Genomic DNA, 15,792 nt, shown 5'->3' on the forward strand with positions numbered 1-15,792 from the left:
ACCCTCAGCAAGAGACATATGCATAAAACAGACCTGCCTGCCCCCCCTACAGCCTACGCAATCCGCATGCTCCAGACTTCGGTCTCCCCCCCAATGATCCCAGTCGCATCGTGCCTACAAGCCCCTCCTCGTGTGGGTTACAATGGCTCCCCTTATGCACAGTTATCGACCATTACGAGGTTCCCATGCCGCAATATCGCTCCCGTACCACCACCCATGGCCGCAATATGGCCGGTGCCCGCGCCCTGTGGCGTGCCACGGGCATGAAGGACGGTGATTTCGGCAAGCCGATTATTGCCATCGCCAATTCCTTCACCCAGTTCGTGCCCGGTCACGTACACCTCAAGGACCTGGGCCAGCTGGTAGCTGAAGAAGTGGAGAAGGCTGGCGGGATCGCCAAGGAGTTCAACACCATTGCCGTGGACGATGGCATCGCCATGGGCCACGACGGCATGCTCTACTCCCTGCCCAGCCGCGACATCATCGCCGACTCCGTGGAATACATGGTGAACGCCCACTGTGCCGATGCCATTGTCTGCATTTCCAACTGCGACAAGATCACCCCCGGCATGCTGATGGCCGCCATGCGCCTGAATATCCCGGTAATCTTCGTGTCCGGCGGCCCTATGGAAGCCGGCAAGACCAAGCTGGGTGAACACAAGCTGGATCTGGTGGACGCCATGGTGATGGCCGCCGATGACAGCGTGGACGATGAAACCGTCAATGAGGTAGAGCGCTCCGCGTGCCCCACCTGCGGTTCCTGCTCCGGCATGTTCACCGCCAACTCCATGAACTGCCTGACCGAGGCGCTGGGCCTGTCCCTGCCCGGTAACGGCTCCCTGCTGGCCACCCATGCGGATCGCCGCGAGCTTTTCCTGGAAGCCGGCCGTCGCATCGTCGATATCGCCAAGCTCTACTACGAGCAGGACGTGGAAGCCTTGCTGCCGCGCAACATTGCCTCGTTCAAGGCGTTTGAAAATGCCATGAGCCTGGATATCGCCATGGGCGGCTCCACCAACACCGTGCTGCACCTGCTGGCCGCGGCCCAGGAAGGCGAGGTGGGCTTCACCATGGAAGACATCGATCGCCTGAGCCGCAAGGTACCGTGTCTCTCCAAGGTAGCCCCGGCCACCCAGAAATATCATATGGAAGACGTGCACCGCGCTGGTGGCGTGATGGGCATTCTCGGCGAGCTGGATCGTGCCGGTCTGCTGCACCGCGACTGCCCCACCGTGCACTCCGCCACCATGGAAGAGGCGCTGGAGAAGTACGACATCGTGCGCACCAGCGATGAGGCGGTGAAGAAGATGTACACAGCGGGGCCCGCCGGTATCCCCACCCAGACCGCCTTCAGCCAGGACACCCGCTGGGAGAGTCTGGATGACGACCGAGAGAACGGCTGTATCCGCAACTACGAACACGCCTACAGCAAGGACGGCGGCCTGGCTGTCCTCTACGGCAACATCGCCGAGCGCGGCTGTATCGTGAAAACCGCCGGTGTGGATGAATCCATTCTGACGTTCACCGGTCGTGCCCGCGTATTTGAATCCCAGGATTCCGCCGTGCGCGCCATTCTCGGCGACCAGATCGTGGCTGGCGACGTGGTTGTGATCCGCTACGAAGGTCCGAAAGGCGGCCCCGGCATGCAGGAAATGCTCTACCCCACCAGCTATCTGAAATCCAAGGGGCTGGGCAAGAGCTGCGCCCTGCTCACCGATGGCCGCTTCTCCGGTGGCACCTCCGGCCTGTCCATCGGCCACGCCTCTCCGGAAGCGGCTGAAGGCGGCGCCATTGCCCTGGTGGAAGAAGGTGACACCATCGCCATCGATATCCCCAACCGCACCATCAAGCTGGATATCAGCGATGAAGAGCTGGCCCACCGCCGCACCCACATGGAGAACCGTGGCAAGCTGGCGTTCAAGCCCAAGGAAATCCGCCCGCGCCGCGTCTCTGCTGCGCTGAAAGCCTTCGCGGCCCTGACCACCAGCGCCGACCGCGGCGCGGTACGAGATCTGAGCCAGATCGGGGAGTAATTCCCGGAGCACAAAAAAGGCGGGCCCATTTATATGGGCCCGCCTTTTTTGTGCTCCGGGAAAGCCAGACGCTGGACGCCCGATGCCCGACGCAGAAAAATCAAAGTCAGAGGCAGAGCCTGTTTTCGCTTTTCCCGTCAGGCGTCAGGCGTCCAGCATCTAGGGAGCCTCTGAATAACTCCTTGCATGCTCAGTCTTTCAGGCTGATTCACCCCCTCGGCCAAGGTAAAGAGGGGCGCACTTTTGAAGGCATGCTGGTTGCCTGTCGAGAAAGTGCAACAACGAGTGTGGATCAGCCTGGAAGACCCGGAGGGCGCGGCCTGAAGCGCACATCAGCGGCGCCTTGCCTCTTGAAAAGGAAACCACCCTTCCCTTCGAGACAAGACACAACTGCTGCACGCTTCAGGCCACGCTGAGTACGCAAGGAGTTATTCAGAGGCTCCCTGGCGTTTTTACCCCTTTTCACGGATAAGCATGGATCGCTTAGGCTATAGTCTTCACTCTGGCCAGCAACGTGCCCCATGCCAAAGGAGCTTCCGACCGCATGAGCCTCAAACATAAACTGATGCCCCTGTTTGCCGGGCTGATCACCAGTGAAGGCCTGCAACAGTTACGCCGGCGACTGCTGGAATGGCGCCGACTCTTGCGCCGCCAGCCACATCAGGCAACCTTCTATTTTCGCATTGATGACCCCTACTCGGTGCTGATGGCCCAGGTGCTTCCCCGCTTTGCCCGCCATTTCGGTATCCAGATTACCCCGCGCGTGATGCTCTATCTGGATCAGCAGATGTATCCCGCCGCGGATATGCTGGCTGAGCTGGCACCCCGGGATGCCCGCCAACTGGCCGACTTGCATGGGCTGGATTTTCCTGCCGACTGGCATCTGCCGCAGCGGGAAGTGAGTCTGGCGGCAACCCGCTGCCTGCTTCACCATGAAAAGGACGAGCGTTTCTGGAGCCTGGCCGCCGCGCTGGCCGATGCCCTCTGGCGCCATGACCACGGCAAACTGGAAGCCCTGCTCAACGAGCACGGACAGATGCCCGCGGACCAGGCACAACTGGCCCTGGAGGCCCGCCGCGACCAGTTCCTCAGCGACGGCCATTACCTCACCGGCACCCTGCTCTATGAGGGTGAATGGTACTGGAGCGTAGAGCGGCTCGATCATCTGGGCCACCGTCTTAATGAAATGGGACTTGGCTCCCAGGACTGGCCGCTGCCTTATGGTCGTGCCAAACGGGCCCAAATGAGCCACAGCGAACCCGCACTGAAGGGCAAACCCCTGGTGCTGTTCTTTTCGTTCCGCAGCCCCTACTCCTATCTCGCCCTGTCCCGCGCCTATGCACTGGCGGATCACTACGGACTGGACCTGAAGATCCGCCCGGTATTGCCCATGGTCATGCGCGGGCTGAGCGTACCAAAGGAAAAGCGCTTCTACATTCTCAAGGATGCCGCCCGGGAAGCACGGCTTCACCAGGTGCCCTTTGGCCGGGTCTGTGATCCGGTCGGACCCGGGGTGGAGCGCTGCATGGCCCTGTGGCCCTTTGCGGAAAAGGAAGGGCGTCTGCGTGAATGGCTGCGGGCCGCCGCCACCGGCATCTGGAGCAAAGGCATCAATGCTGCCAGCGACAATGGCCTGAAGTTCCTGGTGGAAACCGCCGGTCTGGACTGGAACCGGGCCCGCCGCTGGCTGGATGACGACAGCTGGCGCGATCGCGCCGAAGATAACCGCAACGCCATGATGGCCGCCGGCAGCTGGGGCGTGCCCACCTTTTTGACACAAGATGACATGGTCTGGGGACAGGATCGTTTTGCGATAATCGAGCGCAGCCTGCTAGCCTCAGTCTCACGCGAGAGCGACGGCGATTGAGGTAGTCTGCCGAAGCGGGGTTGGCGGCCGCGACGACAAGATCGAGTTGAAAGTTCAAAGTTTAAAGTTGAAAAGCGCGGGAAGGGTTTATCGAGAACCTTAATGCCCTGCCCGCGAACCTTAACCGTGAAGCGCGGGGCACCAGAGCTGGAAATTGCCAGGCCCTGTCTTCGCGTTTCAACTTTGAACTTTGAACTTTCAACTGAACCTGACTCTGCCTGCCAGCCCCCACACATTTTAAAATAACCAAGGAGAACTTCATGACCGTTGCTTACTGGTGCGTGCTTGCCGCACTTTTTCTGCCCTACCTGTCTACCATGATCGCCAAGGCCACCAGCGGCTTTGGTCTCAAGGAAAATCATAACCCCCGTGAATTCCTGGAACAGCAGCAGGGGGCCAGCAAACGCGCCCACTGGGCCCAGCAGAACGGCTTTGAAGTCACTCCCGCCTTTGCCGCAGCGGTGATCATCGCCCACCTGGCCGCCACCTCTGCACAGCCCACCATCGACGGCATTGCGCTCGCCTTTGTGGTCAGCCGTCTGCTGTTCACCCTCTGCTATGTAGCCGACTGGGCCAGCGCCCGTACCGTGGTATGGCTGTTCGGCATGGGCTGTATTGTTGCCCTGTTTGTTGGCGTTAGCAGCTAAAAGGCAGTGTCGAGTTGCGAGGAACGAGTTTCGAAAGGCAAAAATCGAAGCCCTGTTTGAGCTTTGCGCTACTCGTAACTCCAAACTCGGGTCTCGCCCCTGATGACGACCTTCACCATCATCGTCAACGGCAAGGGCTCTTTCCCCTGCCGTGACGACCAGAAAATTATTGAAGCCGGCCAGTTGGCCGGCTTCAGTTTTCCCATGGCCTGCCGCAACGGCAATTGCCTGCGCTGCGAGGGCGCGCTCACCGCCGGTCACGTTCAGCAAAAAAACCACACCATTCATGCGGGCGAAGCCGGCAGCACTGAGGTGTTATACTGCGTTGCCCAGCCCTTGAGCGATTGCGAGATTAGCGTGTCTGATGTGACAGCCCCCGGTGAACTGCCGGTGCATACCCTGAACTGCCAGATCGGCCAGATTGAGTCGCTCAATCACGATGTCAGCCGGGTGTGGCTGTTGCTGCCCGCCGGCAAGCGCATCCAGTGGCATGCCGGGCAGTATCTGATGCTCAATCTGCATGGCGAGTGCTACCCGTTTTCCATCGCCAATGTCTGCCAGGGCCGTCAACTCGAGCTCCATGTCCGCCATGGCGACGACAACAGCGCCGCCCGCGACATCATGGCCAGCCTCAACCAGGACAGCACCGTCAGTGTGACCCTGCCCGCCGGGATTCGCTTCATTGATGCCGCGCCCAACCAGCCGGTGTGGTTCATCTGCGGCTCTACCGGGTTCGCCCCGGTGAAGGCCATGATCGAGCGTCTGGTGGAGCTGGACTTTCAGCAACCGGTGCGGTTGTTCTGGGGCGCACGCGTGGCCGAGGATCTGTATCTCACCGACCCGCTTCGGGACTGGACCAGCCAGCTCAGGGATTTCGAAGGCACCACCGCGCTCTCGGACATGCACCACCCCGATCATGAGCAGGGCCTGGTGCACGAAGCCGCCCTCGCCGCCCTCAGCGAACCGGAACTCCCCCTGTTCTTTCTCGGCGGCTCCCCGCCCATGGCCTGGGCGGTATTCGATGCCTTGGTAGAAGAAGGCGTGCCCGCAGAAAACATCCACTCCGACGTATTCGATTACGCGCCACGGGATTGATTGAAAGCGGGGACTCCCGGAGCCCCCCTTATGCCGAAGGAGCCTGCCTGCAGGCGATCCGAGCCCAAGCGAGGCAAGGGTCGAGAAGCGAGGGACGCGTTTCGAGTTGCGAAAACCTTTCAACCTGGTGTTTTTGCCTTTCGAAACTCGTACCTCGTTACTCGCTTTTATCGCCTGCAGGCAGGCTCCTACGGCGAAAGGGCCCTCTGTGGTCAAAACAAAAAAGCCGCGCCCAATGGGCGCGGCTTTTTTGTTTTGGGGCGTGTCGCATGCAGCGTGATGCGTGCCGCGTCTCCTACACCGCCTTGTCTGGCATGGGCAAGGCCGGCAATTCGCCCTGCAGTTTGTCGAGGCGCTTCTCGAACGTCTTCATGGCCTTGCTGGAATCTCCCAGAGCCTGATAAAGGCGGGACAGCTCTGCCAGCGCCGTGGCGCTCTGGCTGGAGTTGGCGGCGGCTTCGAAGAAGCCCTGGGCCTTGCCCCACAGGCGGGCCTTCAGCGCTACCCGGCCGGCGGTGATCAGTACCGCGGCGTTTCCCGGCCGCTGCTCCAGCCAGCGCTCCAGAATCTGCAGAAGCTCATCGGGAGAGACTTCATCAATCGCCTCCAGCACCGGAGGCAGGCGATCATCCCACTGCCGATCGAGCTGTTCACGGACCAGGTTAAGCGCTCCCTTGCCACCCCCCAGCTGGGCCAGGAAGCCGGTGTAGCGAGCCACCATGGCCGGATCATTCTTGAGCTGCACCGGCACGTCCTTCCACAGCTTGCGCAACTCCTCGCGACGGCTGTCGGCATCATTGAAGCCAGGTTTACGGGCGGTCTCCTGCAGCAGGGCCAGCCAGGCACGTCGCTCCCGGCGAGACTCGCCATCTCCAAACGCCCGCTTGAGCCTGGGCATCAGCTTGCACAGCGCTATCCAGTCGCGCTGGCTTTCCAGCACCTGGGCATAGGTCCGCAGAATACGCTTGTTGCGTGGTGCCATGTCCGCCAGCACCTTGAGTTCTTCCCGGGCTTGATCAGGATAGCCATCATCCAGCGCAAAACGCGCCTTCATCAGGCCCGCGACCAGCCGGCCGCGGTGGTCACTACCCGCCTTTTCCAGATAACGCTGAGTCGCTTCCACATTCTCCTGCTCCTGAGCCGCTTCTGCCGCCAGCAGCCAGGCCAGCAGCGGCCAGTCACCGTCCTCACCGGCAGCCACCAACAGACGCTCGGACTTGTCCAGCTCGCCATCCACCAGCTGCAGAAAACCGCTGCGCAAACGGCGAGCGGCCACCGCTTTTTTCCAGCGCCGGGTGGCGCGGAGAGGCTCAAGAGTATTCCAGGCGGCATTGCCCAACAGGGTCAACACCACCAGAGCCACCGCTGACACGATCAGCATCAGAACCACGAATCCCAGGGTGGTATCCATGGAGAAATCATCACGGATCACCAGTACATAGCCGGAGTCCGCCGCCATCCAGCGCCCCAGCCCGAGGGCCGCGATCAGCGCGATGACGATCAGCAGGACGACTTTCTTCATGCGCCGCCCTCCTTGCGTTTGAGCGCCTCGATCGCCGCCAGCCCTGCGCCGATCTCTGGCAAGGTATAAGCTATCTGGCGACCACCCATTTCCTCGATAACCTCACGCATGTGCGAGGCACGCGGGTCGTCATTGCGGAACCATTCCTTCAGCGTCATCTCGGCGTTGCTGAGCGCCTGTTCATAAGCTTCGCCTCGCCCCTGCATCAACGCCAGCTGAGCCTGCTGCAGGCTGCCATCCAGCGTCAGGCGTACCAATGAGGCCTGCTGGGCAGACAGGGGCAGCGGCACCCGACCTTCGTGATGACGCACCGTCACCGGCATACGATCGAGCACATCCTGCCACCAGGGCTGGCTGACTTCCGGAGTATCCCGCTCCGGCGGGGCTTCCTCCACTGGCACCGCCAGTTCCGCCACCGTCTGGCGCAGGGCGCCCAGCTGCAGCACCATGCCCTGTACATCCACCTTGCCTGCACGGCTGAGTTTATCCATGTCCACAGCCAGTGCCTGGCGGGCAGTCAGAACCGAGGGATCATCAATACGGGTCAGCACGCCATCGGCCGCTTCCAGCAAGCGGCGGGCCGCCAGGGCATCCTGGGTAAGTAGCAAACGCTGACTGGCCAGGCTGGCCAAAGCGCGGGCTTCGTTGATCAACCACAGTTTCTGGCCACCGGTTTTCATGTCGGTGAGCACCGCCTGGTCCTTCACCCGCTGGGCAGCCAGTTCCGCCTGCTTCTTCTCAAACCCGGCCAGCGCCCCCTGCACCTCGCTGCGCTGGGCCGCCATGTCGGCTTGCAGCGCTTCCATCTGCCCAACCACATCTGCCTTGTCAGCCTGCAGGCGCAGATATTCCTGCCAGCCCAGCCACCCACCGGCTCCAATGACGCAGGCCAGGATCAGGATGACAAGCACAAGCCAACGGGTCATACCGGTCTGGCGGGAAGAAAGACGATCCTGCGTCATGACAGCTCCATGATCAGATTGCGATTTATCGGACAAAAGACACCTGAAAAACCTTAATGGGGGCAAGGCCTTGTGTCCATTAAACAATGTAATGGTGTGCGCCGGACGACACCATTCAGACAGGAAGGGGCAGGGCCGCAATCATATCGTCATCATGGGCGCTGGCCGCCACCCGGATCTCGCCCGAATGGTCTTCTGCAATAGCCGCCGCCACGCGCTCACCTGCGGCCACAATGCCGCAACCGCCCGGCAACTTAGACGCCACTGCCCGCCAGCTTTCCACACTGGTGATCATCACCCACTGGCAGCCAGCCGTGGGCTCGAAATCCGGGTTCGGCAAGCGCTGATAGAATGGCAAGGCTACCACCTCCGCACCACGCGCTTTCAGGGTATCAGCCAGTAGCTCCCGGCCACTGTTACCCCGACAGATGAGGATTTTTTTCTCGTGAAGATCCTGCAGACAGGGCAGAGCCAGCACCGCTTCGCTATTGAAGCCGGCCTCCGGCACCTCCGGCTGCAGATGCCAGGTAGCCAGTTCTGCCGCCGTGGCCCGGCCCACCGCCAGCCAATGCACTCCCACCGGCCACTGGGGCCACAGATCCGACATGGCGGTAAGCGCCAGCCTGGCGGCATTGGCGCTGGCAAAGAACACGGCGTGATACAGGTCCAGATCCATCAACACCCGCCGGGTATCGCCGCTGACCGGCAGCGGCTCGATCCGCAGCGCCGGGCAGTGGGCGGCCTGGTAACCGGCCGCCTGCAGGGCATCCATCAGCGCTTGCTGCTGCCCCGCAGGACGGGTAACCAGAATTCGCATGATCAATGCTTGTCGTACAGGGCCTTCAGGATGGCATCCGCGCCCTGGCCGAGCAGCTCCTCCGCCAGCCGCACACCCAGCTCTGCACCTTCACTCCGGTGGGCTCGCCCTTGGGCATGCAGCACCCGGCTACCATCTTCCTCGGCGACCAGGGCCCGCATCCACAGCTCATCGCCTTCCAGCAGGGCAAAGCCGGCGATGGGCACCTGACAGCCGCCTTCCAGGCGGCGATTCATGGCTCGCTCGGCCACCACCCGGTCCCAGGTATCCACATCACTGAGCGGGCTGAGCAGCTCAATGGTGCGCTCGTCCCCCTCACGACATTCGATACCCACCGCGCCCTGGCCCACCGCAGGCAGGGATTCTTCCGGCGGCATTTCGTAGCGGATACGCTCATGCATTTCCAGCCGCTTGAGACCGGCGGCCGCGAGAATAATGGCGTCGAATTCGCCAGCATCAAGCTTGCCCAGACGAGTCTGCACATTGCCGCGCAGGCTCTTCACGACCAGATCAGGACGATTGGCCTTCACCTGGGCCTGGCGACGCAGGCTGGAGGTACCGACACAGGCGCCCAGGGGAAGCGCAGAAAGACTTTCATAGGTATTGGAGACAAAGGCATCGCGGGGGTCTTCCCGCTCACAGATCACCGGGAGCACAAAGCCTTCCGGCAACTCCATGGGGACGTCCTTCATGGAGTGCACCGCGATGTCGGCGCGGCCATCCATCATCGCCTCTTCCAGTTCCTTCACGAACAGGCCCTTACCGCCGATCTTGGCCAGCGGGGTATCGAGAATCTTGTCCCCCTGGGTCTTGATCCGCACCAGCTCCACGCTCAAACCTTCATGCAGACTTTCCAGCCGGGCCTGAACATACTCGGCCTGCCAGATGGCCAGCGGACTGGAACGGGTAGCGATACGCAAGATTTCGCGGGACATGGGGCATCCTGTTGTTCAGTTAAAAGTGGGCCTAGGGAGCCTCTGAACAATGCCTTGCATGCTCAGTCTTTCAGGCTGGTTCGCAATCTAGGCGCGCTTTTGAAGGTGTATGTCCATCCATCAAAAAAGCGCAACAACGAGTGCGGGCCAGCCTGGAAGACCCGGAGGGCGCGGCCTGAAGCGCCCATCTGCTGCGCCTTGTCTCTCGGAAAGGGAACCACCCTGACCATCGTGACAAGACACAACAGCTGAACGCTTCAGGCCGCGCTGAGTAAGCAAGGCATTGCTCAGAGGGTCCCTAGTCTACAGGAAAAGCAGCGGCAAGCTTCAAGCTGCAAGCTACAACGCGCCATAAAGGGCGGGGCCTGCTTCACGTTTTGGGGCCGCGACTACGCCCCCGGACAACCCGGAGGCCCAATCAAAAACCACAAACCCTATGACTTGAACCGGCACCTAGTCTTTATAAACGACCGGGGCCGCGGCCAGACTCTGGACGCGGCCCCGGTGCTGCAGCCTTCTCAAGCCTCTCAGCCGCGTTGTCGCTTGCAGCTTGAAGCTTGTAGCTTGTAGCTTGTAGCTGTTTTTATCAGTTGCCGTACACAACCACCGTATATTCCGCCAGCACCCCGAAGAAGTTCTGCGCTTCATAATCCACATGGTGGATTTCGGTAATGCCGCCGTTACGGGCTGCGGTCTGGATGGTGGCGTCGCCGGAGGCGATCAGGCCGAGAATGGAGCGGGTGGAGGCACGGCCCACGCGGGTGGGTTTCTCGGTGGAGGCCGTCGCGGTGAGCGGCGCCTTCACATTGGCGTACAGCAGGCCGGATACCGGCATGGTGGCAGTGGCACAGCCACTGAGCAGCACGGCGCTGGCCAGCAGCATCAGGAATTTCTTCATGGCGTTTTACCTGTTGTTGTTATTTGTTGCATACCCCAAGGAAAGCCAAGGCTAGCACGCCCGGGGACACCTGTTAATTACCCCGGACGCACTGAATCAGAGGCTCTGCAGCACCTTGCGCAGCCCCGCCACATGACGGCGACTCACCGTCAGGCGCTCTTCAATACCGCGCAGACGCACCTGGTGATGCCCGGCGGTAGCCAGCTCCATCCCCTCGATATACTTCAGCGCCACCAGGGCATTACGATGAATGCGTACAAACTGGTCGCCGAATTCGTTTTCCAGGTCTTTCAGGGTTTCATCGATGAGCACTTCGCCCTCGCTGAAACAGACCGTCACGTATTTCTGGTCGGCCAGGAAGTAGCGCACGTCATCCACCGGCACCAGCTCCAAACCACGATGGGTGCGGGCACTGATATGCCCGCGACGGCGAGGCTTGTCTTCGCTGACTTCCTTGCCCAGTTCCGCCAGCTGTACCCGGTTGAGGGTGCGCGCCTTGGCCAGTGCCAGCTCCAGATCACTGAGACTCACTGGTTTGAGCAGGTAATCCACCGCATGGACCTTGAAGGCCTGCAGGGCATGCTCATCATAGGCGGTACAGAAAATAATCGCCGGCGGGTTATCAATCTTGCTGAGGTGTTCTGCCGCCTCCATGCCATCCATTTCCGGCATGCGGATATCCATCAGCACCACATCGGGGCGATGCTCCTGGGCCTGCTCAATGGCTTCACGGCCATTGGCGGCTTCGGCAACCACTTCCACGTTGTCGGCCTTTTCGACCAGACGTTTCAGCCGATCCCGAGCCAGCTGTTCATCATCACATACTAGTACCCGCATAATTTTCATCCCTTTCGTTGCAGCGGATATCGAATCTCGATCTCGTATTCTTTTTCTTGCGGATGGGCCTCTACCGCGATCTGGTCACCGTAGAGCGCCTCCAGGCGATGGCGAATATTCTCCAGCGCCATGCGGTTACCCTTGTGATGCCCATCACCGGCAGGCTTGGGATTGCTCACTGACAACACCAGCATGCCGTCCGCTTCCGTGGCGCGAATGGTCACCAGACCACCTGCTGCCAACGGTTGGATACCATGATAAATGGCATTTTCGAGCAAGGGTTGCAAGGTTAACAGTGGAATTGGTACCCGGTTAGTGGGTACCTGTATATCCCATTCCACCTGCAAACGGTCCCCCATGCGCAGCTGCTCAATATGAATATAGCGGCGACACAGCTCCAGTTCATCCTCCAGCGAGGCCTCACTGCCCGTGCTTTTCAGGCTGGCCCGGAATAATACGGAGAGATCTTCCACTACCTGTTCAGCAGCGTCCGGATCCACCGCGATCAGGCTGGAAATGATATTCATGGAATTAAACAGAAAATGGGGACGAATCCGCGACTGTAGCGCCTGAATCCGGGACTGCAGTTCGGCCTGGCCCTTTGCCCGCAGCTGTTCCTGCACATAGAAATAACGCATGACCAGGCCAGCAATGATGGCGGCAATCAGGCCGTTGACGAAAGTCGTGGCATTGACCAGAGACACCACTGGCAGAATTCCCTGCACCCAGCCCATCACCGCTGCCGCGATGACGCTGAAGATCAGGGTATCCACGACCACCAGCAGTACCACGGCCACGGCAGCCCAGTTGGAGGGCAGACGATTGAGGCGAAAGCGCAGCTGACACACCAGTGCCGCCGATGTCAGCCCCACCCATTGCACGAACAGGGACGTGGTGGCGAGCCGGGCCAGGCTGAAATCGTCGTAGTAGGTGGCTACCAGGGTGACGACCATGGCCAGCAATTCTGCCACCACCACCACCACCAGCACGGCACGGGCGCTACATAGATCCGGCAGAAAGCTCGAGGAGGGCTGCTCTTCCATGGCCGCCATTCCGGCTCCTTATCGGTATAAATTACGAGTCTTCAGACACTTATACCTGAACATGGCGTCAGCCCCAAGGGATAGTTATAAGGCGGCTGAACCGGTTCACGGAATCCCTGTCTGCACGCAGTTATTCAGAGGTTCCCTCGTCCCTGCTATACTGCGCGCCCGCAATTCCGGCTTTAGATGAGCAAGAACGATGACTGACAAGCAGCAGAACAAACTCTGGGGCGGCCGCTTCAGCGAATCCACCGACCAGTTCGTGCAGGAATTCACCGCCAGCGTGAATTTTGACCAGCGCATGTACCGTCAGGACATCTTCGGCTCCCAGGCCCACGCCACCATGCTGGCAGAAGTGGGCGTACTCACCGAGGAGGAACGCGACGCCATCATCAATGGCCTGGCGGAAATCCAGAAAGAGATCGAAGCCGGCGAATTCCAGTGGTCTGTGGCCCTGGAAGACGTGCACATGAACATCGAGGCACGCCTCACCGACAAGATCGGCATCACTGGCAAGAAACTGCACACCGGCCGTAGCCGTAACGACCAGGTGGCCACCGACATCCGCCTGTGGCTGCGCGATGAAATGCTGATCATGGAAGAGCAGTACCTGTACCTGATGCAGGGCCTGCTCAACCTGGCCGAGCGCGAAGCCGCCACCATCATGCCCGGCTTTACCCACCTTCAGACCGCCCAGCCGGTGACCTTTGGCCACCATCTGCTGGCCTGGTTCGAAATGCTCAAGCGCGACCGCGAGCGTCTGCTGGACGCCAAGAAGCGTGTTAATCGCATGCCGCTGGGCTCGGCCGCCTTGGCCGGCACCACCTACCCGATCAACCGGGAGCGCACCTGTGAGCTGCTCGGCTTCGACGGTGTCTGCGAAAACTCCCTGGATGCGGTGAGCGACCGTGACTTTGCCATCGAGTTCTGCGCCCTGGCCGCCCTGTCCATGACTCACCTCTCCCGGATCAGTGAAGAGCTGGTGCTGTGGACCAGCGCCCAGTTCAACTTCATCAACCTGCCCGACCGCTTCTGTACCGGCAGCTCCATCATGCCGCAGAAGAAGAACCCGGACGTGCCGGAGCTGGTACGCGGCAAGACCGGTCGCGTCAACGGCCACCTGATCAGCCTGTTGACCCTGATGAAAAGCCAGCCGCTGGCCTACAACAAGGACAATCAGGAAGACAAGGAGCCGCTGTACGACGCCGTGGACACCCTCAAGGGCAGCCTGCGCGCCTTCGGCGACATGATCCCGGCCCTGGAGCCCAACCGCGAAGTAATGCGCGAAGCGGCCCGTCGTGGTTTCGCCACCGCCACCGACCTGGCCGATTACCTGGTGCGCAAGGGCATCGCCTTCCGTGACTCCCACGAGATCGTCGGCAAGGCCGTGGCCTACGGCGTAGAGAAGAAAAAGGACCTTGGCGACATGTCCCTGTCCGAACTCAAGCAGTTCAGTGACCAGATCGACGATGACGTGTTCGAGGTACTGACCCTGGAAGGCTCCGTGAGCGCCCGTAACCATATCGGCGGCACCGCCCCCGATCAGGTTCGCGCCGCCGTTGCCCGCGCCCGCGAAGCGCTGGACAATACCGGCAACGCCTAAGCCATCATTCCCTGGCGGTCTCGCACAGCGGGCACCGCCAGCCAACGCCGGAGTCCGACAATGCGTCTTTCCGCCCTCTGCCTGCTTGCTCTTCTTGCCGGATGTGGCCAGAAAGGCCCGCTGTATTATGCCCCGGACGAGCCCGAACAGCCGGCCGCCAGCCAACCGGCCCCCAACACCGCTGACGACGCTCAGCAAGACGACGAACAGGACTGATCATGGATCCCTTTCAGTACCGCGACGGCCAGCTTTTTGCCGAAGAACTGCCCATAGAACAACTGGCAGACCGCTTTGGCACACCTCTGTACCTCTATTCCCGCGCCGCCCTGGAACGCCACTATCAAGCCTTCGATGAGGCCTTTGGCGAGCACCCGCATCAAGTCTGCTATGCGGTAAAGGCCAACTCCAACCTGGCAGTACTGAATGTACTGGCCCGTCAGGGAGCCGGGTTCGATATCGTCTCCGGTGGCGAGCTGGAGCGGGTACTGCGTGCCGGTGGTGATCCGGACAAGATCGTATTCTCCGGCGTCGGCAAGACTGCCGCCGAGATGGCCGCCGCCCTGAAAGCCGGCATCCACTGTTTCAACGTGGAATCCGCCGCCGAGCTGGAACTGCTCAACCTGGTAGCCGGCGAGCTGGACATGGAAGCGCCCATTGCCATCCGGGTAAACCCGGACGTGGACGCCCAGACCCACCCCTATATTTCCACCGGCCTGAAAGACAACAAGTTCGGTGTGGACATCGAGAAGGCCCCGGCCCTCTATCAACGCGCCCACGAGATGCCGCATATCCGCATTCTCGGCATCGATTGCCACATTGGCAGCCAGCTCACCAGCCTGTCACCGTTCGAAGATGCGCTGGAGCGCGTTCTCAAGCTGCTGGGCACCCTTCAGCAGCACGGCATCGAGATCCATCACCTGGATCTGGGGGGCGGCCTCGGCGTGACCTATGACGAAGAAACACCCCCAGATCGCGCGGCCTATGTGCAGGCCCTGCTCAAGCACATTCCCGGCGACCTGCCGGTGCACATCGAGCCCGGCCGCTCTATTGCCGCCAACGCGGGGCTGTTCATTACCCAGGTGCTTTTCCTGAAGCCCACCGAGCACAAGAACTTCGCCATCGTCGACGGCGCCATGAACGATCTGATCCGGCCGAGCCTGTATTCCGCCTGGCAGAACATCGTGCCAGTGAAGCCCCACGATGCGGATTGCCGTACCTGGGATATCGTTGGCCCGGTGTGTGAAACCGGCGACTTCCTTGGCAAGGATCGCGCCCTGTCCCTGGAAACCGGCGACCTGCTCGCCGTCCGCAGCGCTGGCGCCTACGGTTTTGCCATGGCCAGCAACTACAACAGCCGTAACCGCCCCGCGGAAATCATGGTGGATGGTGATCAGGCCTTTGTGGTGCGTCAGCGGGAAACCTTTGACGAGCAGCTCAAGCTGGAATCGGTTTTGCCGTAAAAACGCAACACGCTGCATGCTTCACGCTACAACGCGGAAAAGTTGCTGTTTAAGCGAAAACGCAGGAGGCCGC

At 60.9% G+C, this 15,792-nt stretch carries 14 protein-coding genes; 7 read left to right on the forward strand and 7 right to left on the reverse strand.

Annotated features, from left to right (window positions below):
• The first annotated feature begins 185 nt into the window (after positions 1-185).
• The 4 genes from ilvD (at position 186) to MWU49_RS08100 (ending at position 5,642) form a co-directional block, all read left to right on the forward strand.
• Positions 186-2,033, forward strand: coding sequence for a dihydroxy-acid dehydratase (gene ilvD / locus MWU49_RS08085; protein WP_246970414.1), 1,848 nt, complete (start codon positions 186-188; stop codon positions 2,031-2,033).
• Positions 2,034-2,577: 544 nt separating this feature from the next.
• Positions 2,578-3,900 (forward strand): DsbA family protein, encoded by a 1,323-nt coding sequence (locus MWU49_RS08090; protein WP_246970416.1) that lies wholly within the window; start codon positions 2,578-2,580, stop codon positions 3,898-3,900.
• Positions 3,901-4,160: 260 nt separating this feature from the next.
• The gene (locus MWU49_RS08095; protein ID WP_246970419.1) at positions 4,161-4,547 is read left to right on the forward strand and encodes an MAPEG family protein; all 387 of its coding nucleotides are present in this window, start codon (positions 4,161-4,163) and stop codon (positions 4,545-4,547) included.
• A 102-nt stretch (positions 4,548-4,649) separates the two neighbouring features.
• Complete coding sequence (locus MWU49_RS08100) at positions 4,650-5,642, forward strand: 2Fe-2S iron-sulfur cluster-binding protein (protein ID WP_246970421.1); 993 nt, start codon at positions 4,650-4,652, stop codon at positions 5,640-5,642.
• 295 nt (positions 5,643-5,937) lie between these two features.
• On the opposite strand, the gene MWU49_RS08105 is transcribed toward MWU49_RS08100, so the two are convergent.
• From MWU49_RS08105 to MWU49_RS08135, 7 genes are all read right to left on the reverse strand, one after another.
• A complete protein-coding gene (locus MWU49_RS08105; RefSeq protein WP_246970423.1) occupies positions 5,938-7,164 on the reverse strand; it encodes a heme biosynthesis HemY N-terminal domain-containing protein in 1,227 nt (408 codons plus the stop codon).
• Entirely contained in the window at positions 7,161-8,126 is a 966-nt protein-coding gene (locus MWU49_RS08110; RefSeq protein ID WP_246970425.1) for a uroporphyrinogen-III C-methyltransferase, read from the reverse strand. Before MWU49_RS08110 ends, MWU49_RS08105 begins: the two co-directional genes overlap by 4 nt.
• Positions 8,127-8,241: 115 nt before the next feature.
• Positions 8,242-8,943, reverse strand: a complete 702-nt coding sequence (locus MWU49_RS08115; RefSeq protein WP_246970427.1) for a uroporphyrinogen-III synthase — start codon at positions 8,941-8,943, stop codon at positions 8,242-8,244.
• 2 nt (positions 8,944-8,945) lie between these two features.
• Positions 8,946-9,878 (reverse strand): hydroxymethylbilane synthase, encoded by a 933-nt coding sequence (hemC, locus tag MWU49_RS08120; RefSeq protein WP_246970430.1) that lies wholly within the window; start codon positions 9,876-9,878, stop codon positions 8,946-8,948.
• A gap of 586 nt (positions 9,879-10,464) precedes the next feature.
• Positions 10,465-10,776 (reverse strand): TRL-like family protein, encoded by a 312-nt coding sequence (locus tag MWU49_RS08125; protein ID WP_153499574.1) that lies wholly within the window; start codon positions 10,774-10,776, stop codon positions 10,465-10,467.
• A gap of 96 nt (positions 10,777-10,872) precedes the next feature.
• The gene (locus tag MWU49_RS08130; RefSeq protein WP_246970432.1) at positions 10,873-11,613 is read right to left on the reverse strand and encodes a LytTR family DNA-binding domain-containing protein; all 741 of its coding nucleotides are present in this window, start codon (positions 11,611-11,613) and stop codon (positions 10,873-10,875) included.
• Between the two features lie 5 nt (positions 11,614-11,618).
• Positions 11,619-12,665, reverse strand: coding sequence for a sensor histidine kinase (locus tag MWU49_RS08135; protein WP_246970434.1), 1,047 nt, complete (start codon positions 12,663-12,665; stop codon positions 11,619-11,621).
• 190 nt (positions 12,666-12,855) lie between these two features.
• Between MWU49_RS08135 and argH the strand changes: the two genes are divergently transcribed.
• Genes argH through lysA form a run of 3 tightly spaced genes read left to right on the forward strand, consistent with a single transcriptional unit; the run spans position 12,856 to position 15,719 of the window.
• The gene (argH, locus tag MWU49_RS08140) at positions 12,856-14,259 is read left to right on the forward strand and encodes an argininosuccinate lyase (RefSeq protein ID WP_246970437.1); all 1,404 of its coding nucleotides are present in this window, start codon (positions 12,856-12,858) and stop codon (positions 14,257-14,259) included.
• Between the two features lie 60 nt (positions 14,260-14,319).
• Positions 14,320-14,475: a lipoprotein gene (locus MWU49_RS08145; RefSeq protein WP_246970439.1), complete on the forward strand. Its 156-nt coding sequence runs from the start codon at positions 14,320-14,322 to the stop codon at positions 14,473-14,475.
• A 2-nt stretch (positions 14,476-14,477) separates the two neighbouring features.
• Positions 14,478-15,719 (forward strand): diaminopimelate decarboxylase, encoded by a 1,242-nt coding sequence (gene lysA, locus MWU49_RS08150; RefSeq protein WP_246970440.1) that lies wholly within the window; start codon positions 14,478-14,480, stop codon positions 15,717-15,719.
• Positions 15,720-15,792: the final 73 nt, after the last annotated feature.

This window comes from Alcanivorax sp. S6407 (assembly GCF_023016115.1).
Classification (GTDB): domain Bacteria; phylum Pseudomonadota; class Gammaproteobacteria; order Pseudomonadales; family Alcanivoracaceae; genus Alcanivorax.

Bases quoted from the DNA above. Each gene is read 5' to 3' on its own strand.
- MWU49_RS08100 (WP_246970421.1), top strand. From the start codon at position 4,650: ATGACGACCTTCACCATCATCGTCAACGGCAAGGGCTCTTTCCCCTGC.
- lysA (WP_246970440.1), top strand. From the start codon at position 14,478: ATGGATCCCTTTCAGTACCGCGACGGCCAGCTTTTTGCCGAAGAACTG.
- ilvD (WP_246970414.1), top strand. From the start codon at position 186: ATGCCGCAATATCGCTCCCGTACCACCACCCATGGCCGCAATATGGCC.
- MWU49_RS08095 (WP_246970419.1), top strand. From the start codon at position 4,161: ATGACCGTTGCTTACTGGTGCGTGCTTGCCGCACTTTTTCTGCCCTAC.
- argH (WP_246970437.1), top strand. From the start codon at position 12,856: ATGACTGACAAGCAGCAGAACAAACTCTGGGGCGGCCGCTTCAGCGAA.
- MWU49_RS08105 (WP_246970423.1), bottom strand. From the start codon at position 7,164: ATGAAGAAAGTCGTCCTGCTGATCGTCATCGCGCTGATCGCGGCCCTC.
- MWU49_RS08125 (WP_153499574.1), bottom strand. From the start codon at position 10,776: ATGAAGAAATTCCTGATGCTGCTGGCCAGCGCCGTGCTGCTCAGTGGC.
- MWU49_RS08110 (WP_246970425.1), bottom strand. From the start codon at position 8,126: ATGACGCAGGATCGTCTTTCTTCCCGCCAGACCGGTATGACCCGTTGG.
- MWU49_RS08145 (WP_246970439.1), top strand. From the start codon at position 14,320: ATGCGTCTTTCCGCCCTCTGCCTGCTTGCTCTTCTTGCCGGATGTGGC.
- hemC (WP_246970430.1), bottom strand. From the start codon at position 9,878: ATGTCCCGCGAAATCTTGCGTATCGCTACCCGTTCCAGTCCGCTGGCC.
- MWU49_RS08130 (WP_246970432.1), bottom strand. From the start codon at position 11,613: ATGCGGGTACTAGTATGTGATGATGAACAGCTGGCTCGGGATCGGCTG.
- MWU49_RS08090 (WP_246970416.1), top strand. From the start codon at position 2,578: ATGAGCCTCAAACATAAACTGATGCCCCTGTTTGCCGGGCTGATCACC.
- MWU49_RS08135 (WP_246970434.1), bottom strand. From the start codon at position 12,665: ATGGCGGCCATGGAAGAGCAGCCCTCCTCGAGCTTTCTGCCGGATCTA.
- MWU49_RS08115 (WP_246970427.1), bottom strand. From the start codon at position 8,943: ATGCGAATTCTGGTTACCCGTCCTGCGGGGCAGCAGCAAGCGCTGATG.